The sequence below is a fragment of the Pseudomonas sp. FP453 genome, from assembly GCF_030687495.1.
In the GTDB taxonomy this organism is placed as follows: domain Bacteria; phylum Pseudomonadota; class Gammaproteobacteria; order Pseudomonadales; family Pseudomonadaceae; genus Aquipseudomonas.
This window is the reverse complement of sequence record NZ_CP117435.1, coordinates 3,206,254-3,225,031: the sequence shown is the minus strand read 5'-3', so window position 1 is coordinate 3,225,031 and position 18,778 is coordinate 3,206,254. Positions and strand designations below refer to the sequence as shown.

Annotated in this window: 14 protein-coding genes; 3 read left to right on the top strand and 11 right to left on the bottom strand. The window is 61.2% G+C overall.

Going from position 1 to position 18,778, the window contains the following annotated elements; genetic code table 11:
• Positions 1 to 2: 2 nt before the first annotated feature.
• The 9 genes from glgA to PSH87_RS14395 all read right to left on the bottom strand — a co-directional run bounded on the left by glgA (position 3) and on the right by PSH87_RS14395 (position 10,680).
• On the bottom strand, positions 3 to 1,556 hold the full coding sequence (gene glgA, locus PSH87_RS14435) for a glycogen synthase GlgA (RefSeq protein WP_305429916.1): 1,554 nt from the start codon (positions 1,554 to 1,556) through the stop codon (positions 3 to 5).
• A 473-nt stretch (positions 1,557 to 2,029) separates the two neighbouring features.
• Positions 2,030 to 2,983 carry a D-2-hydroxyacid dehydrogenase family protein gene (locus tag PSH87_RS14430; RefSeq protein WP_305429914.1) on the bottom strand — a complete coding sequence of 318 codons (954 nt, stop codon included), beginning with the start codon at positions 2,981 to 2,983 and terminating at the stop codon, positions 2,030 to 2,032.
• A gap of 25 nt (positions 2,984 to 3,008) precedes the next feature.
• Positions 3,009 to 4,010: an alpha/beta fold hydrolase gene (locus tag PSH87_RS14425; protein ID WP_305429912.1), complete on the bottom strand. Its 1,002-nt coding sequence runs from the start codon at positions 4,008 to 4,010 to the stop codon at positions 3,009 to 3,011.
• A gap of 44 nt (positions 4,011 to 4,054) precedes the next feature.
• Positions 4,055 to 4,498, bottom strand: coding sequence for a YqaA family protein (locus PSH87_RS14420; RefSeq protein WP_305429910.1), 444 nt, complete (start codon positions 4,496 to 4,498; stop codon positions 4,055 to 4,057).
• Positions 4,495 to 4,941 carry a DUF411 domain-containing protein gene (locus PSH87_RS14415; protein WP_305429909.1) on the bottom strand — a complete coding sequence of 149 codons (447 nt, stop codon included), beginning with the start codon at positions 4,939 to 4,941 and terminating at the stop codon, positions 4,495 to 4,497. The genes PSH87_RS14420 and PSH87_RS14415 overlap by 4 nt, the downstream gene beginning before the upstream one ends.
• A gap of 98 nt (positions 4,942 to 5,039) precedes the next feature.
• A complete protein-coding gene (locus tag PSH87_RS14410) occupies positions 5,040 to 5,498 on the bottom strand; it encodes an SRPBCC family protein (RefSeq protein ID WP_305429908.1) in 459 nt (152 codons plus the stop codon).
• Between the two features lie 89 nt (positions 5,499 to 5,587).
• Entirely contained in the window at positions 5,588 to 7,195 is a 1,608-nt protein-coding gene (locus PSH87_RS14405) for a methyl-accepting chemotaxis protein (RefSeq protein ID WP_370695323.1), read from the bottom strand.
• Positions 7,196 to 7,774: 579 nt separating this feature from the next.
• Positions 7,775 to 9,199 (bottom strand): M91 family zinc metallopeptidase, encoded by a 1,425-nt coding sequence (locus tag PSH87_RS14400; protein ID WP_305429907.1) that lies wholly within the window; start codon positions 9,197 to 9,199, stop codon positions 7,775 to 7,777.
• Positions 9,200 to 9,684: 485 nt separating this feature from the next.
• Positions 9,685 to 10,680 (bottom strand): aldo/keto reductase, encoded by a 996-nt coding sequence (locus PSH87_RS14395; protein WP_305429906.1) that lies wholly within the window; start codon positions 10,678 to 10,680, stop codon positions 9,685 to 9,687.
• A gap of 118 nt (positions 10,681 to 10,798) precedes the next feature.
• On the opposite strand from PSH87_RS14395, the gene PSH87_RS14390 reads away from it, so the two are divergent.
• The gene (locus PSH87_RS14390) at positions 10,799 to 11,713 is read left to right on the top strand and encodes a LysR family transcriptional regulator (protein ID WP_026136663.1); all 915 of its coding nucleotides are present in this window, start codon (positions 10,799 to 10,801) and stop codon (positions 11,711 to 11,713) included.
• Positions 11,714 to 11,758: 45 nt separating this feature from the next.
• On the opposite strand, the gene PSH87_RS14385 is transcribed toward PSH87_RS14390, so the two are convergent.
• The gene (locus PSH87_RS14385; RefSeq protein WP_305429905.1) at positions 11,759 to 15,319 is read right to left on the bottom strand and encodes a membrane-targeted effector domain-containing toxin; all 3,561 of its coding nucleotides are present in this window, start codon (positions 15,317 to 15,319) and stop codon (positions 11,759 to 11,761) included.
• A gap of 318 nt (positions 15,320 to 15,637) precedes the next feature.
• Between PSH87_RS14385 and PSH87_RS14380 the strand changes: the two genes are divergently transcribed.
• The gene (locus tag PSH87_RS14380; protein WP_017735715.1) at positions 15,638 to 15,832 is read left to right on the top strand and encodes a hypothetical protein; all 195 of its coding nucleotides are present in this window, start codon (positions 15,638 to 15,640) and stop codon (positions 15,830 to 15,832) included.
• A gap of 1 nt (position 15,833) precedes the next feature.
• On the opposite strand, the gene PSH87_RS14375 is transcribed toward PSH87_RS14380, so the two are convergent.
• Positions 15,834 to 16,214 carry a fe2+ zn2+ uptake regulation protein gene (locus PSH87_RS14375; protein ID WP_017735714.1) on the bottom strand — a complete coding sequence of 127 codons (381 nt, stop codon included), beginning with the start codon at positions 16,212 to 16,214 and terminating at the stop codon, positions 15,834 to 15,836.
• 225 nt (positions 16,215 to 16,439) lie between these two features.
• Here PSH87_RS14375 and PSH87_RS14370 point away from each other — a divergent pair, with 225 nt between their 5' ends.
• Positions 16,440 to 18,728 (top strand): acylase, encoded by a 2,289-nt coding sequence (locus tag PSH87_RS14370; RefSeq protein WP_305429904.1) that lies wholly within the window; start codon positions 16,440 to 16,442, stop codon positions 18,726 to 18,728.
• Positions 18,729 to 18,778 lie beyond the last annotated feature (50 nt).

Genomic DNA, 18,778 nt, shown 5'->3' with positions numbered 1-18,778 from the left:
GTTTATTTAGCGGATTTCCCCAGGGCCTTGGCCACCAGTTGCTCATACAGGTCGGCGTAGGGTTCCACCGCCTGGCACCAGTTGAAGGGTTGGGTCATGGCGCGGCAGCGCATGGCGTTGAGCAGGCGCGGGAAGGCGAAGACCTTGAACGCGCGGCTCAGGGCTTCCTGATAGCTGCCCACGGTGGATTCATTGAACAGGAAACCGGTGACGCCATCCTCGATGGTGTCCGCCAGCCCGCCGGTATTGCGCGCCACCGGCAGCGAACCGAAGCGCTGCGCGTACATCTGGCTCAGGCCGCACGGCTCGTAGCGCGACGGCATCAGCAGGAAGTCACTGCCGGCGAACATGCGCCGGGCGTCGGTTTCGTTGAAGCCGATGCGCACACCGACCTGGCCGGGGAAGCGCAGGGCCAGTTCACGCATGGCTTGTTCTTCTTCCGGTTCGCCACGGCCGATAATCGCGATCTGGCCGCCATTTTCGACGATAAAGCTGGCAACGGCTTCGGTGAGGTCGAGGCCTTTCTGATAGACCAGGCGCGACACCACGGCAAACAGCGGGCCGCTGGAGTCGTCCAGGCCGAACAGGTTGCGCACATGAGCCGCGTTGATCGCCTTGCCGTCCCAGTCACCGATATTGAAGTTGTGGGTCAGGTGGCTGTCGGTGGAGGTTTCCCAGCTTTCATCGATGCCGTTGGGAATACCACTGAGCAGGCCTTGCTGGGTCTTGCTGGCGAGGAAGCCATCGAGACCGCAGCCGAATTCGGGGGTGGTGATTTCCTGGGCGTAGGTCGCGCTCACCGTGGTGATGTGGCTGGAATACGCCATGCCGGCCTTGAGGAACGACATCTTGCCGTAGAACTCCATGCCTTCCTGCTGCAAGGCGTGGGGTGGAATGCCCAGCTCTGGCGTCGAGGCCAGGCTGACCACGCCTTGATACGCCAGGTTATGGATGGTGAACAGGGTCGGCGTGCGTGACCCACGCCAGTGCATATACGCCGGGGCCAGGCCAGCGGGCCAGTCGTGGGCGTGCACCAGGTCCGGGCACCAGTGGATCTGCGCGAGGTTGGCGGCCATGTCGGCGGCGGCGAGGCCGAGGCGGGCGAAGCGGATATGGTTGTCCGGCCAGTCGCGGCCGTTATTGGCGCCGTAGGGCGTGCCTTCGCGCTCGTACAGCTCGGGGCAGATCAGCACATAGATGACCAGGCCATCCTTGAGGTCCATGCGCCCGATCTTGCACGGCGGCAGCGCGGCGTGGCCGCCCAGCTCGCCGACGATATGAATCGGGTTGTCGCTTTCCATCACCTGCGGGTAACCGGGGATCAACACGCGCACATCATGCAGATGGGCCATGGCGCGGGGCAGGGCGGCGGAGACGTCGCCCAGGCCACCGGTTTTCACCAGGTCGGCGAATTCGGAGGTGACGAACAGGACTTTCTTGCGATTGGGATTCTGACTCACGACCGGCCGCGAAGTGGCTGGCAGATCGATCAATGAAGATCCCTCTACCGGCTGACTGACACGCTCTCCCTGAAGATCTACAGCGGCACTGATCATAGTTCTCTCCCACATGTTGGTTGGCTAATGGCCCGCTGCCATCAGCTCCGATGACCGCTTCCTGCGGTCAGGCGCACAAGCACTGTACAAACTGGCAAGGCGTATGCCAGTTGCACATTTGGCTCGAAAAGAATGGATGGACGGGCGTTGGGTGTGAACCGCAAGCGCTCGCCTTACCTTAAAACTGGACCTACGGCAGAGTTGGAAAGTTTCGATTTTTTGCGGGGTTTTTGTTTTCGAACGGACCCATCGGTCATCAGTCTAGGACAGATCCTAGAGCCTGTAGGGTTTGTGAGGAAATTTTGTAGGACAAAAAACTTGTAACCTTATGCGCCCTTGAAAAAGCCTTCCTGTGGCGAGGGAGCTTGCTCCCGCTGGGGCGCGAAGCGGCCCCAAAAATCTTGGGAGCGCTGCGCACTCCAGCGGGAGCAAGCTCCCTCGCCACATAGGTGCATACGCCTCAAAATGGTGCGTCAGCCAAGCACGCGAATGGGCGCGTCGTTGGCCCAGGCCTGGATGTCTTCGATCATCTGCCCATAGAACTGCTGGTAGTTCTGTTCGCTGACATAGCCCACATGGGGCGTGGCCAGCACGTTGGGCAAGCGGCGGAACGGGTGATCCAGCGGCAGCGGTTCGTCGGCGAATACATCCAGTGCGGCGCCGGCCAGCCGGCCACTTTCCAGGGCGTGGATCAGCGCCTGTTCATCGACGATCGGCCCGCGTGCGGTGTTCACCAGGCGCGCGCCCGGTTGCATCCAGCCCAGCGCTTGCGCATCCACCAGGCCACGGCTGCGGTCGCTGAGTACCAGGTGCACGGTGAGAATGTCCGCCTGTTCGAACAGCTGTTGTTTGCTGACCCAGGTGACGCCGGCTTGGGCAGCGCGCTCGGGCGTGAGGTTTTCGCTCCAGGCAATCACCCGCATGCCGAACACCTGGGCAAATTGCGCGACTTTCTGGCCGATGCTGCCCAGGCCGAGAATCCCCAAGGTCTTGCCATGCAGGTCGCCGCCCAGGCCGACTTGCCAGCCACCGGCGCGCAGGGAGTTGGCTTCGGCCAGCAGGTTGCGGGTCGAGGCCATGATCAGCGCCCAGGTCAGTTCCGGCGCCGCGTGTTTGTAGCTATCGGTGCCGCACACCTGGATGCCCAGGGCCTTGGCGGCAGGAATGTCGATGGCGGCGTTGCGCATGCCGCCGGTCACCAGCAGCTTGAGCCGGGGCAGGCCCTGCAGCAGGGCCTGGTCGAAGGTGGAGCGTTCGCGCATCACGCAAATCACGTCGAAGCCCTGCAACCGCTCGATCATCGTGGCGGTATCCGCCGGGTAGTCATGCAGAAAATGCACCTGGCCCACGCCTTCAAGTGACGACCAATCCACCACGTCACGGGCGACCTGCTGCCAATCATCAATAACTGCGATCTGTACCGACATTCACGTGTGCCTCGCAAAAGGTGGGTTAAAGGCTGTTCAAACCCTGCAACAGCGCTTTGTGAAACCGGGCGGGTTCTTCCATTTGCGGAGCATGGCCCAGGCCCTGGAATTCCACCAGGGTTGCATGGGGAATCAGCGTCGCCGCCTGCTTGCCCAGGACATCATAGTGACCCAGGCGGGCCTTCACTGCTGGCGGCGCGATATCGCTGCCGATGGCGGTGGTGTCAGACGTACCGATCAGCAGCAGGGTAGGCATCTGCAAGTGCTTGAACTCGTAGACCACCGGCTGGGTGAAGATCATGTCGTATATCAGCGCCGAATTCCATGCGACCTGGGCGTGGCCGGGACCGCCGTTGAGGCCAGCGAGCATGTCCACCCAGCGTTCGTATTCAGGTTTCCAGCGACCGACGTAGTAGGTATTCAATTCGTACTGGCGAATGCTGTCGGCGCTGAGTTTCAGTTCGCGTTGGTACCACTGGTCAACGCTGCGATAGGGCACGCCCAGGGCTTTCCAGTCCTCCAGGCCGATGGGGTTGACGAGGCCAAGTTGTTCGGTCTGTGCCGGATAGAGCAGCGCGTAACGGGTAGCGAGCATGCCGCCGGTGGAGTGGCCGATGATCGTGGCCTTTTGAATGCCGAGCTTTTCCAGCAGTTGGTGGGTGTTGAGCGCCAGCTGCTGAAAGCTGTACTGGTAATGCTCGGGTTTGCTGGAGGTGCAGAAGCCGATCTGGTCAGGGGCAATGACGCGGTAACCGGCCTCGCTGAGGGCTTTGATCGAGTCTTCCCAGGTGGCGCCGCAGAAGTTCTTGCCGTGCATCAGCACCACGCTGCGACCGTTGGCGCGGCCTTTGGCGGGGACGTCCATGTAGCCCATCTGCAGATGTCTGCCTTGGGATTGGAAGGCGAAATGCTCCACGGGGTAAGGGTATTGAAAGCCTTCTAGCTCGGGGCCGTAGGACGCGGCGAACACTGGGGCAGTGCCCGCCGTCAGTAGGGTAGCGATGCAAAAAGCGCGCAAACAAGGCATTGGCAGGGCTCCGGAAAGGATGCCCGGATGCTGTTTGGAGACGATTAAGTGGGGATTAACACCCAGTGCAGCGTTACGGCGGCGAGCACGGCATAGCGCAGGCTCTTGGCCACGGTCACCAGCAAGAGAAAGCGCCACAACGGTTCGCGCATCACCCCGGCCACCAGGGTCAGCGGGTCGCCAATGATCGGCAGCCAACTGAGCAGCAAGGTCCAATGCCCCCAGCGCTGGTAATGGCGGCGCGCCTTGTCCAACTGCCGGTCATTCACCGGAAACCAGCGCCGCCCCTTGAAGTGTTCGACCCAGCGCCCCAGCCACCAGTTGACCAGCGAACCGAGGACATTGCCCAGGGTGGCAATCCCCAGCAACAGCCACAGGCTGTAATGCCCGCTGAGCAGCAGGCCCACCAGCACGGCTTCCGATTGCAACGGCAACAGGGTCGCGGCGCCAAACGCCGCGAGGAACAGCCCCAGGTAGCCGGCGATCATTGCGCCGGGTAGTCAGCCACCACCACATCTTTACCTTCACGGGTCAGGCCGATGACTTGATAGGCCTCGCTGCGGCCGTCCACCTCCATGCCCGGCGAACCCATCGGCATGCCTGGCGCGGCAAGGCCCAGCAAATCGTCGCGCTTGCGCAGGGCCAGCACTTGCTCGGCGGGCACGTGGCCTTCGACAAACTTGCCGTCGATCACGGCGGTATGGCACGAACCCAGGCGCGGGGCGACGCCGAGGCGTTGCTTGACGGCGCTCATGTCGGCTTCGACATGGTCATTGACCTTGAAGCCGTTGCTTTCCAGGTGGCTGATCCATTTTTTGCAGCAACCGCAATTGGCGTCGCGGTGCACGTCGATGGGAATCAGGTCGGCGGCCTGGGCCAGGGTGGAGGTGAACAGGGCGTATAGCAGGGCCAGGCGCAATGGGGTTTTCATGAGGGGCTCGCTCAGTGATGGTCGGTGGCGATCATGACGACGTCATCGCAGGCAAGCCAGCTCCCACGGTGGGGAGCTGTGGCGGTAATGTTTCTAAATTATACAAAGGGTGGGTTTTCCAGCCGGTGCTTGAGCTGGTCCAGGGCAATCGCCGACAGTTCGAGCATGCGCTCATGCAAGGTGGCCAATTGCAATTCGGTTTCATAGATCAGCACGCGCTTGAACAGGGTGCCGTCGCGGTGGGGCTGCAAGAAGTAGTGAATCGAGCCGTCAACGGCCAGGGAGGTGAACACGGTCTTGAACTCGCTGGGGCGCCGGGCGATTTGCACGCGGTAGCTCATGGGCACGCGTACGCCCAGCAGGTCGATGTACTCGGTAAAGCGTGCGCCGACGGGGAGGGAGCCGAGGGTGCCGGTGTCGGCACTGAGGGAGGTGGGGTGCCATTCGTGCCAGCGATCGGGCTGGGTGACGTAGTCGTAGATGGCTTCGATAGGGGCCTGGATAAAGCGTTCTTGACTGATCCGCTCCAAGCGGACCGACTGCTCGACAGCGCGCATTGCACACCTCCTGTGTGGCGTTCTTAGCACTGGGAACTGTCAGAATAGTCCGACTCCCGCGCTTTGCACGGGAGTACGCGAGCAATTGATCAACGGACTTTGAAGCGACTCATTAGGGCAATCACCCGGCCATTGGCGTCCAGCAGGCTTTGGGTATTGGTTTCGGTGGCGTGCCCGCTTTGCACCAGTTCTTCGACCATATGGCGGATGTGCGCCATGCTGCGGTTGATCTCTTCGGTGACCGCGCTTTGTTGCTCGGCGGCGGTGGCGATCTGCGTGCTGAGGTTGTTGATATGGCTGACGGAGCCGGCCATCTCATCCAGGCCGGTGTTGACCCGGGCCGTGGCATCGGCCGCCGACTGGCAACTGGCCTGGGTATTTTCCATGGCCGCCACCGACGTGCTCACGCCAGTGGTCAAGCGCGCGAGCATCTCGTTGATCTGCGAGGTGCTGGCCTGGGTGCGCGCTGCCAGTGCGCGCACTTCGTCTGCGACCACGGCAAAGCCCCGGCCTTGTTCGCCGGCCCGCGCCGCTTCGATGGCGGCGTTGAGCGCCAGCAGGTTGGTCTGGCCGGCAATCGCACCGATCACGCCGAGGGTTTCGGTGATGCGGGCGGCGTCCTGGCGCATGTTTTCCACGCTGTGGGTGGCGCTGGACACTTCGCCGATCAAGGCGCTGACGCTGTTGGACGCTTCGCCCACCACCACGCGGGAACGGTCGGCGTGTTCGTTGGCGCGTTGGGTAAACGCCGCAGTTTCGGCGGCGTTCTGCGCGACGGTGTCGGCGGTGGAGCTCATTTCGGTGATGGCGGTGACGGTCTGGTCGGTCTCCGAGGCGTGGCGTACCAGGATCTGGTTGGTTTGCGCCGAGGTTTGCTGCAACTGCGCAAGGCCCGACGACATGGCGGCGGTGGCCTGGGTCACTTCGCCGATCATGTTTTGCAGATAGACGATAAAACGGTTCACCGAATGGCCGATGGCCCCCAGTTCGTCCTCGGCGCGGATGGTGATGCGGCGTGTCAGGTCGGCATCGCCAGCAGACAGCGCGTCGATATTGCTCTTCAGCGATTTCATGCGCTGCACCAGTTGGCGGATCGCGTAGACCTGCAACAGCACCAGCAACAACACCATGGGAATTTGCAGCAGGGCCAGGCTGCCCAGCACGTCATTGCGCTGGGCGGTGATCAGCGAGGTGGGCAGGGCGGTGGCGAGGAACCACGGCGTGCCTTCGATCGGGCGCATATAGAAGGTGCTGGCGACGCCGCCGTTGTCGAACTCGGCGCGCTGCAACCCTTGGTTGCGCTGGGCCAGGGCTTTGCTGACCTGGGTGGCAAAGGCCGAGGTGCCGGTCAGTTCGCTGATGTTCTTCAACACCACCGGGCCGCTGATGCGCGAGCTGTTGCTGATGATCTTGCCGTCAGCTTCGACGATGAGCATTTGCCCGCCGATGTCTTTTTCCTTGCTGGCCACCAGGTCATTGAAGAACCCCAGGGTCACGTCGATGGTCGCCACGCCATAAGCGGCGCCGTCGCGCTGGATGGCCATGGCGCAGTTGGTGCGCGGCTCCTGGCTAGCGTCGTCTTTATACGCGGCAGCCCAGGCGCATTGGCCGCGCGGCGAGGCGAGGCCGCCTTTGTACCAGCTCTGGTCGTAGTAGTTTGGCGCGGGGTCGCTGTTCCAGAAAGTGTTGACCGCCAGCTTGCCCGAGGCATCGCGGTGCCAGAACGTGCTGTGCTTGTTGCGCCCCGGGGTGCGCTGGTTGGGGGCAACGGCCAGATGCCGCCACCAAAGACTTTCAGCTCGCCATACTGATCCACCAGGCCCGGCAGGACCTTGTCGATGGCATCGCTGTCGAGCAGGGGAATGGTTTGGGTGATCGTGCGTTGCTGGGCCTGAACCTTGTTCAGTTCGCCCTGGATCTGTTCGGCCACTTCGCTGACGCGGTTGAGCACCACCTGTTCTTCGGTGTGCTGCAACTTGGGCGCGACCAACTGGCCGATGCCGACGACGGTCAAGACAAATAACACCAGGACGAACAGCACCAGAAACAGGGTGTAGCGGGCTTGGATGGAGCGCAGTGCAGGCATGGAGGTCGTCCTTACGAAGCGTTTATTATTCACGCGGCTTTGTGGGAGCTTCGTAGGGCTATCGGCTTGGGTGTCAGGAGCTTTAGGTACGGTCGTGCAAGAAAGTCTAGGCGCCGTTTGCCGGCGCCTTCTGCTTATGATGGTGTCGTCGTGTGAGGGTAGCGGCGCTGACTTTTCGCGTTACTGGCCGTTACCCTGCCGGCTGGGGGTAAGCCCGGTGGGCTTTGCGTAGTGGCTTGCCCATTTCTTCATTCAGCGCGTTTTCTGTTAAGTGTTTCGGGTTGACCGTCGTGGGCGGGGTAGAGGGGTCATCATCGAGGTCAAAAGGCGTTGCGCTGTTGGGTATGCCGATAACCTGGTACTCAAAGTTGTACGTCGAGTCTTCGCTGCCTGAGTCGTCCTTGACGGACGGATCGTCGGCTTTGCTGCTTCCGCCCAGGAAGGTGCCCTTTGCGCCATTCCAGGCGTGGGCCATTTCATGGTAGAGCCCCGTCACGGGGACTATCGTATTTCCGTTCTCTTCCTCGATGATCGACGGCGCATCGTAGCGAATGCGGCCGCGGTCAGCGCGAGACCCGGCCACGCCATCGGTGATTCGGCCATAGGTCGACCCATCAATCTTTCCTTCACCCCCGGCTCTCAGAGCATCCAAGGCCTTACTGCCAAACACGTAATCGGTGCCGCCAAACCCGATGGGCTCAATGACGACCTTGCCGCCATTGGTGTCAGCGAGCGCATCCATCTCAGCGAGGACCTCCTGACCATTGGGCGAACTGCGCATGAACTCAAAATCATCGGCCACGCGTTGCTTGAAGTCTTCATCACCGGTTACCGTAAACCCCCGCTCGCCCGCGTTGCTGGTTGAAACGGGGGTAAATGACGAACCCACGTTACGGTTAAATTGATCGTTGATCTTGGCGTAAATGCGGTCATGAGCCTGATTTTTTCGTATCCGGTCCTGGCCTTTACCGGTATAGAATGTCGTGCGGTCATGCCCGACCAGATCATCATCACCGTTGCCACCGTGCAGGACACTATGCCCGTTGCCTGCGTAGAGTTGATCGTTGCCATTGCCCCCATCCAGGTAACTTTGCTTATGTTTGCCACCCGCGCCTGCATAAAGACGGTCGTTGCCATTGTTGCCATACATGACGCCGTTGCCGCTGCCGCCGATGAGGGTGTCATCACCTTCGTTGCCTTCTGCATACCCCAAGCCGCTGCCCAGGCGTAGCGTGTCGTTGCCAGCTTGACCGTACAGGCGGGATCGTCCGCCTCCCGCTTGAATATCATCGTCGCCGTCACCACCGTCCACATCGACACGAAGCATCACATCCTGGTCGATCGTTACTTTGTCGCTGCCCCCCTTCGCATCGATCCATAGCCCCGGTTGCGGGCCTTTTTTTGACTCGGTGTCAACCTTGAATACGTTGCCGTTTACGGTGATCTGAATCTGCTTCCCTGGCCCGTTACTGACATGAATGACGTCGTCGTCATTACCGGTTTTCACCACGATTCGGTTCTTCAAAATCCACGGCTTTTGCCCAGGAACCCAGGAGAGTTCTTGGCTAATCTCGATATCGCCTTTGGTTTGCAGCACATGGTATTTAAAATTCACGACGCCAGGCGTCAGGTCTTTTGGTGTGTCGTAAGGTGAGGGCGGGGGAGGGTTCTCTGAACCAGGGGTGTGTCGGTGTTGTGATGCCGCTAAATATCCAAGGGCTGCGAGTATCATCATTAAACCTTTCTGTCGAACTTGGGAAAAGGTCTGGCAGCGCTATCGAATTCGCGCGTCAGGCTCGCGGATTCTGTGGGCGTCACGCGCAGAAGGTTCCCGCATGCCGCAAGATGCTTAACGCTGGATGTTGCGACGGGGTCTGTTGCACTTGACCTGTCCTACGTGCAGAACATAGGGGCCATCAGCGAGAAAACCTTTCCGTACATCGGGATTTCTGTCGACTTGATCGTGGTGGTGATCAACGGCAGATCGCGGTGCCAGAACCTGCTGTGCTGGCTGCGCCCCAGGGTGCGCCGGTTGGGTGTCAGGAGCTTTAGGTACGTTCGTGCAAGAAAGTCGAGGCGCCGTTTGCCGGCGCCTGATGTTTATAGGTCCAGCATCGCCATGACCGCTTCGGGGTAACGCAGGCCGGCGGTTGCCTGCGCCGGGAAGATCGCTTCCAGCGCGGCCAATTCGCCAGGAGCGAGGGTGATCGACAGTGCCTTCACGTTTTCTTCCAGGTATTTGCGCTGCTTGGTCCCGGGGATCGGGATGATGAAATCGCCCTGGGCCAACACCCACGCCAGCGCCAGTTGCCCGGCGGATACGCCTTTGTCGGCCGCCAGCGCCTGCACCTGGTTCACCAGCAGCAAGTTTTTCGCAAAGTTTTCGCCCTGGAAGCGCGGGCTGAAACGGCGGTAGTCGTCCGCCGCGAAATCCTCCGGGCTGTTCAATGCGCCGGTGAGGAAACCCCGGCCCAGCGGGCTGTACGGCACAAAGGCAACGCCGAGGCGCTGGCACGCCGCGAGGCAGCCGTTGTCTTCCTGGTCGCGGCTCCATAGGGAATATTCGCTTTGCAGGGCGGCGATGGGATGGACCTTGTGTGCCCGCTCCAGGGTGGCCGCAGAAGCTTCACTCAGGCCCAGGTAACGCACCTTGCCCTGGGTGACCAGTTCGGCCATGGCGCCGACGGTTTCTTCGATGGCCACCTCGGGGTCGATGCGGTGTTGGTAGTAGAGGTCGAGAGTGTCCACGCCGAGGCGGCGCAAGGTGCCGTCGATGGCCGCGCGGATGTACTCGGGGCGCCCGTTGACGCCGCGCAGCGCCGGGTTGGCCGGGTCGCGCACAATGCCGAACTTGCTCGCCAGGAACACCTGGTCACGCTTGCCGGCGATGGCCTGGCCGATCAGGCTTTCGTTGGTGTGTGGGCCGTAGATGTCGGCGGTATCGAGAAAGTTGACCCCCAGCTCCAGGGCGCGGTGCAGGGTCGCGATGGCCTCCTGGGTGTTGGTGCCGGTGGTGTAGAAATCGGTCATGCCCATGCAGCCGAGGCCGATGGCGCAGACTTGGGGGCCGTTTTTGCCGAGTTGACGGGTGTGCATGGGTGCAGCTCCTGGGTGGGGTAGGACGCTATTGTTATCCTCGACAAAACCTGGATAAACCGGCTAAAACCACTATCACTATTCGCATTTTCTAAATAATCGACAGGGAAGGCTGCCTTTGGACCGTTTTAATGCGATGCGCGTGTTTACCCGGATCGTCGAATTGGGCGGCTTCGCCAAGGCCGCCGACAGCCTGCAACTGCCGCGCGCGTCGGTGACGGTGCTGATCAAGCAGTTGGAAGCGCACCTGGGGGTGCAGCTGTTGCAGCGCACCACGCGCCAGGTCAGCCCGACATTGGATGGCGCCGCGTACTACCAGCGCTGCGTGCGTTTGCTGTCAGACCTTGAGGAAGCCGAGGCGGTATTTTCCACCAGCCGTCAGAACCCACGTGGCACCTTGAGCGTGGATATGCCCTCGGGCATCGGGCGCTGCATCGTGATACCGGCGTTGCCGCACTTTACTGCGCGTTACCCGCAGATCGAGCTGGAAATCGGCCTCAATGACCGCCCGGTGGATTTGATCCGCGAGGGCGTGGACTGCGTGTTGCGCGGTGGCCTGGCGCTGGATGAGTCGCTGGTGGCGCGGCCCCTGGCAATGATGGAGCAGGTGACTCTGGCCAGCCCCGGTTACGTTGAGCGCATGGGCATGCCCGCGTCCCTTGACGAATTGCTGGCGCGGCACCAGATGGTCGAGTACATCTCCAGTGCCAGCGGCAAACGTTTTGGCCTGGAGTTCCAGCTAGGCGCTGAACTGCGTGTGATCAACCTGCCCAAGCGGGTCGCGGTCAACAGTGCCGATGGCTATTTCGCGGCGTGTGCGGCGGGGTACGGTTTGATCCAGGCGCCGTATTACCACGCCATGCGGCCATTGGCCGAGGGCACGCTGGTGCAGGTGCTGCCGCAATTGGCGGTGCCATCCATGGCGCTGACGGCGTTGTATCCACCGCATCGCCAGTTGTCCCTGCGGGTGCGGTTGTTTGTGGACTGGCTGGTGGAGTTATGCGCGTCTCCAGGCCTGGGGTTGAAGCGGTAACGCAAGATTGCGACGTTTGGCTTGAGCGCCTGTGTGAAGCGAGGGCTACGGGTCTTCGCGGGTAAATATCTGCAGGTCTCCGGTCAGATCATTGTGGCCGGTCACGGTATCCATTGGCCCCGGTTTGGGGTCCATGGATTTTGTGCCATAGGGCACGCGCAATCCTGCCCGTTCGAAGATGCCAATACCGATCCCTCCGGTTGATTCGGCCAGCCCGGTGACACCTTGCGTCGTATTGGTGTGTTGGCTACCGACCAAGGCGATCACCTTGCCCTTGTGTTTATGCTGCTCGAGCTCGCGCGTAGCGTAGTAGTTGAACTCCTTGAGCCGTTCGAGGTTGCGCTGCGCCTGGCTTTGCCCGGTATAAGCGGCGCGATCGTGCCGGTGGCGGGTCAAATACCAATGGTCCAGTGGCACGGCCTCAATGCCGTTGTCCTTGAGTTTCTGGAGCAGTTTGTTCAAGTCGATATCAGCAGCTGCCGGTCGATTGCCGTTGCCCGTCCAGCCCATTCCATCGTCCTTGAGCCGTTTATGGTTGTCATAGACCATGCCTTCAATGCCGATGACCTTGACGTTTTTGCGCTTGAGCACATCGACGTTATCGTACAGCGTGCGAAACGAGGCCAGGCTGCGATGGTTCTCGCCAAAAATCACCACATCTGCACGGTCCAAGGCCTTTTCGATCACCGCGGGCACGGCATCGAAGGGCCCAACTTCCGGTAGCTCCGGGCGATTCGTCGGGTTCATCGGGTCCATCTTTTCATAGAACGCGTTCATGTCTTTCTCGAACCGCTCTTTTGTCGCCTGTTTCCGGCTGGGGGTGAAGTGGGCTTCGGTGGGGGCACCTTTGATGTGCTTGACGTATTCGCCGTTGACAGTGTCCAGGTGATCCGTTTTGACGATGTTTGACGCCGTGTTTGTGTTTACGTGGGTTTGTCGCAACGGTTGACCGGGCCGCGCGTAGGGATGCGCGCGGGCATTGTGCTGAACCTTGACCGGCCCCTGTGGGGGGTACGGCGGCATCAGCGTATGTTCCGGGTTGAAGTCCGCGAGGGGCGTGCCGTAGGGCGCTTGGGTATGGGCGTCGTAGGCATACCAATGGCCATCGCGCATGACCGCACTGCCTTCGACACTGTGGCTGCCCACTTTGAAAGTCCCTGTCGCCGCCGAGTCAAACCGTTTGCTTGCTTCAGCCAAGTCACTGGCCGTGGCGATTCCCCGTAGTTTTTGCACGGACGCGCCCAGTGCGCTGGAGCCTTTGACGGCGAGTTTGCCTGCGCCCACCAGCAGGTCACCGGTACCGTCCAGTGGGTTGAATGCGCCGATTGCCGCCGCGCCGATGATCCGGCTGCCGTGTAGCATTTTGGTGAGGGCGGAACCGGCCTTGCCGACGGTTTTTACGATTTTTGCCGCAGCACCCACGCCTGCGCTCACCAGACCAAAGATGTCCAGCGCCAGGTCCGTTGCGGCGTCTTTATACTTGCCATCACGCCAGTTGACGATGGCCGAACGCAGGGGGATCAGGTCGAGCAAAAACTCGCCCACTGACGCAAGCGTGTCAGCCCGCTGCTCCGCCGTCGTCCTGCCCGCGGCCAGGCGTTTGACGGCGGCGCCGTCGATCTCCAGCCCTTTGACCACGGTCGTCGCCACTTGCTGGATGCGTGGGTTGTCGAACACGTTGGGCCGACGATAAAACGTTCTGTTCTCCTTGAGCGCGTGGCTGTTGTCGTCGGGGAAAAACTCGTCGAACTTGATGATCTCGTTCGGGGCATCCTGGGGCTGACGGTCCGTCGGACGAGTGGACACCTCACGGGCAGTGCCTCGCACGGTGTCGAAGGCATAAGCGTATTTCTTTCCTTCGTACTCGGCTTGCACCAGGATCGTCTTGCTCGAATGGAACAGGCTGTCCGGGACGAACGGAAAGGCGGACCGCCTGTAAGTATTTTCCTTGAAGAACTTGAGCTCACCGTAGTTGAGTCGGTGTCTGTCTTCGGCAGGCAAATGGGTGATGGCGTTCATCACCAGATTTTGCTTGATGTCCTTGTAGTGTCGCGTGACCTGGGTGAATGCCTCGTCGAATGCGCGAGGCACATTGAACTCAGCGCTGCGGGTCAGCGCAGCAAAGGCTTTGAGGTCGATTTTACTGCCTGGCATGACGTGCCAGTCTTCGTCGAGTTTCAGCCCTTGCATGGTGATGTCCAGCATCGAGTAAGGGTCGCTGAAGCGGTTGCCTTTGGTCTCAGGCCCATAGTTGATGCGTAAGCCTTTGTGCTCGAAATCAACGCCCTCACCGAAGTGCTTTTTCAACAAGGCCAAGGCCATTGCCTTTCGATCCGGCATGGGTTTTTCGAGCAGCTCCGACGCCGCCTTCAACGCACTTTGCTGCTTGTTGAACGCGTTACGGGCGGTCTCGATCTGCTGGTCGGGGTAAAACCCATCGGCGCGTTTGTCCAGAACCTGATTGGCAATGGCCCAGTCGATCAGGACACCTTTTTGTGCCGACCCGCTGGCCGGCGGTTTGCCGTCTGCCAGTTGCATGACCTGTGCAAAACTCATCATGGCGGCCTTGCCAGGCTCCTCGGCCTCGATCCTGGCGACTGCCAGGCACAGATTCGCCCACGCGGTGGTCCCGACATCGACTCCGGCGGGTATATCTTTGAGCAGAAACTGTGGCGCAACCCGCGCCAGCAGCAGGTGGGCGGCCAGTTCGGCGGTATCCTTGGATGTCCTGCCACGGGCAATCAGATGGCTCGCCAGGGCGCTGACGACTGCGGAGGGTGGCTTGCCCCAGTAGGCATCGCTGGCCAGATCAAAACCGGCGACATGGTTGCGGATAGGTTGCTCAATGGCGTCGGGGTCGAGCCCCAGGTGGATCGCCGTCAACACGTAGTCGTTGACGCTGCTGCTGGTGGCGATGCCCTTGACCTTGCGCTGGATCGCCGCCCCCAGCGCCTGCGCCTGGGGCGAGTCGAGGAGTTTTTCCAGGGCGTTGATCGGGTCCTGCAAGTCGGAGGCCGACAGCTTGAGCGCGCCGACCAGGTAGTCCAGCGCACCCCACTGGGGCTTTTCCAGGGGCAAGCCTTCCAGGCCGGTGCTGTTGCACGCCACGACATTGAATACCTCGCGTTGGTCGTCAACGCTCAGGGGGACGGGCCATGACAAGGCCCCGGCGAAATTCCCCAGCGGGTGGCTGATTGCGTCCTCCGCCACAGTCTCGGCCAGCTCTTTCAGGTCGGCGACGGTAAGTGGCACTGTGAAATCCCGGTCCTTGATGAACGCTTCAAGACTGGCGGTCTGTTGCAGAAACCTCTGGTCACGCTGGAATGACGAGGTGGGGTCGACAGGCATTCGATTTTCTTGCAGCGCCGTGCTCACGGCGGATGGTTCTGCGTTCTCGGGCAGTGCCGCAACGGTGGTCGCGAGCACCTTTGCCAAGGTCTGCAGGTCGCGATGGTCGGCCAAGGCGGTGTTCAGCGCCTGGCGGGTATCGGGTTCCGACGTTTCTGCGGTGGACGCAGGCTCCGTGTTTTTTTGCAGCGCTTCGGTCAGGAGCGGCGGTGGAGGTAGGTGGGGAAGGGGCGGTTGGTGGCTGAGAGGCGTTGTCATTATTCATCTCACTGAAGTGCACCTGGCGCGTAGGAAGAACAACGCTGGAGCGTTGTGCGCTCAGTTTGGGTGCAGGAATCAGTGTCAGTGGTTCCTTCTCGAAGCGTGAGAAAACAAGTCAGTATCCCGATGTGGGATGACCGGAGCCATGATGACAAGTCGTCAACCACCAGAGGCATTCAGGCTTCAGACAAGCCAAAGCGTGTCATCGCCTGTAACATGAGACGCTGCCGAACCCGGCTCATCCCCCTCAATGGGCATGCGCGCGGCCTGTTTGGCGATACACAGCGGCTACATTCTCAAGATTCAGGAACCGTCATGACTCAAAAGCAACGTTTGAAATATTCGATTCTGATCGCCCTCACGGTACTGGCGACGATGTTTGGCCTGTCGTACCTGCAGAACATCGGGGCCATCAGCGAGAAAACCTTCCAGTACATCGCGATTTCCGTCGCCGTGATCGTGGTGGTGATCAACGGCATCATGCGTCGCAAGGTCAAGCCCAACCTCTGAGTCAGGCGCGGCCTTCGAGTACTTTGGCAGCCTCCGCATGGAGGCTGTAGCTTTTATCGGCATTGAGGGTGATCACGCCCTCGCTGCACAGGCGCTTGAGCACTTCACGCACGCTGAGAAACGACAACGGAATGCCCAGTTCCAGCAAATGGCTGTGCACGCCGCGAACCCCGAGGGTGCGCTGGTTGTCGGCAGCGGTGAGCAGGGCGTCGATGACCTTCAGCCGGATCAGGCTGGTGCGCAGGCCAAAATACTTGAGCAAATGGCGAATCCGTTGGTTGCCTTGCTGTTCCGGCGCCTTGCCAAAGGCGTGGCCGCCGTTGCCAAACGCGGCCTCGGCGGCGGGTGAATGTCCATCCGTGGGCAGTTGCGAGTTGTACATGCAATAAAACTCCTTATCAGAGCCTGATCAGGAAAATGAGCGCTCTTAGTTAATAAGACGAACGAGCAGCCGAAATCATGAAGTTTTAGATGTGTAAATTTCGTCAGTATCGGTTTTGTCACGGCGATAACGCCTTTGCCTGCCTAAATTGTTCCCGGTCAATTGCGTCCTTACGGTGGGGTAGCTACCCCTTGCGAGGGTGTTCAATTTGACTGTGGAGTCGGCGTGATTATTTCCAACGGGTTGTCCAGGGTGTGTGTGGCGGGTGTGTTGCTGGGGTTGAGCCTGGGCGCATCGGCACGGGAGCCGGTAACGCTGGCGTCGGCGCAGATCCAGCGCACCGGATTTGGCGTGCCCCATATCCGCGCCAACGATGAGCGTGGCCTGGGCTACGGCATCGGCTATGCGTATGCCCAGGACAATATGTGCCTGCTGGCCAACGAAGTGGTGACGGTGAGTGGTGAGCGTTCACGCTTCTTTGGCCCCGAGCAGGCCACGCTGGAAGAGCGCAACAACCTGGCCAGTGACGTGTTTTTCACCTGGTTGAATACGCCGCAGGCGGTCGCGACCTTCTGGAACGCGCAAACGCCGCAGATCCAGCAGCGCGTGGAAGGCTACGTGGCGGGTTTCAACCGTTATCTGAAAGACCACGGCACGCCGGCACAGTGCCAAGGGGCGTGGGTGCGGTCGATCACGCCCGGGGACGTGGTCAAGCTGACCCGCCGCTTGCTCGTCGAAGGCGGTGTAGGTCAATTCGCCGAAGCGCTGGCGGGTGCAACGCCGCCTGGCGTTACTGCTGGTGTACAGGCCAGCGCCCGGCGCTTCGAGGTGGCAGCGGCCAATCAACAGCGCTTTGCCCTGGACCGTGGCAGCAACGCGGTGGCGGTAGGGCGTGACCGCTCGTTCAACGGCCGTGGCATGTTGTTGGCCAACCCGCATTTCCCGTGGGTCGGTGGCATGCGCTTTTATGAGATGCACCTGACCATTCCCGGCCAGTTGGATGTGATGGGTGCGGCACTGCCGGGCTTGCCGGTGATCAACATCGGCTTCAACCAACATGTGGCCTGGACCCATACGGTCGATACGTCCAAGCATTTCACCCTGTATCGCCTGACCCTGGACCCCAAGGATTCCACGCGCTACCTGCTGGACGGCAAATCCCTCCCGCTGGACAAAACCACGGTAACCGTCCAGGCCAAACAGCCCGACGGCAGCCTCAAGGCCTTGTCCCAGACGCTCTACAGCTCCCAATTCGGCCCAGTGGTGCAATGGCCCGGCAAACTGGACTGGGACAATCACTACGCCTTCAGCCTGCGCGACGCCAACCTCGGCAACGACCGCGTGTTACAGCAGTGGTACGCGATGAACCGCGCCGCCAGCCTCAAGGAGCTGCAAACCTCGGTGCATACCCTGCAAGGCATCCCGTGGGTCAATACCCTGGCCGCCGACGACCAGGGCCAGAGCCTGTACATGAACCTGTCGGTGGTGCCGAACGTCAGCCAGGCCAAGCTCGCGCAATGCAGCGACCCGCGCGCCGGGCTGCAACTGATCGTACTCGACGGCGCCCACAGCGCCTGCGCCTGGGACATCGACCCGCGCGCGGCCCAGGCCGGCATCTTCGCCGCCGATCAACTGCCGCAACTGGAGCGCAGCGACTACGTGCAGCATTCCAACGACTCGGCGTGGCTGGCCAACCCCAAGGCGCCGCTGACCGGTTTCTCGCCGGTCATCAGCCAGGACCACATCGGCCTGGGCCCCCGTGCACGCTTCGCCGTGCAACGCCTGCAATCCCTGGAAAGCAAGCCGATCAGCGTCACCGACCTGCAACATATGGTGATGGACAACGAGGTGTACCTCGCAGGGCTGGTCATGCCGGACCTGCTGGCGTTCTGCGCCAAACACCTGGGCGCCGACGCGGCTGCGCTGCAACCGCTGTGCACCAGCCTGAAAACCTGGGACCAGCGCGCCAACCTCGACAGCGGCCTGGGCCTGGTGCACTTCATCAACCTGATGGAGCACCTGCAGCAGATCCCCGACGCCTGGCGCGTAGCCTTCGACCCGGCACAGCCGCTGACCACGCCACGCGGCCTGGCCATCGACCGTGAACCAGTCGCCACGGCCCTGCGCGAGGCGATGCTTGCTTCGGTGGCGGATGTCAATAAGTTGGGCCTGACCGCCAACAGCCGTTGGGGCGATATCCAGGTCAGCGGCCAAACCCCGATCCACGGCGGCCCGCAGGCCCTGGGCATCTACAACGCCATGCAAACCGTCCCGCGCGCCGACGGCAAACGCGAAGTGGTCAGCGGCAGCAGCTACCTGCAAATCGTCACCTTCGACGACAACGGCCCCCAGGCCCAAGGCTTGCTGGCGTTCTCCCTGTCCAGCGACCCAGCGTCCAAACATGCCAAGGACCAGACCCAGGCCTTCTCCGAGAAAAAACTCAGCCCGCTGCCGTTCACCGACGCCCAGATCAAGGCCGACCCGCAATACCAGCAGCTACGGATCAAGGAGTAGGGCAGGTGCGCAACCCCTTGAAAGCGCTGCGAAATATTTTTGAAATCACG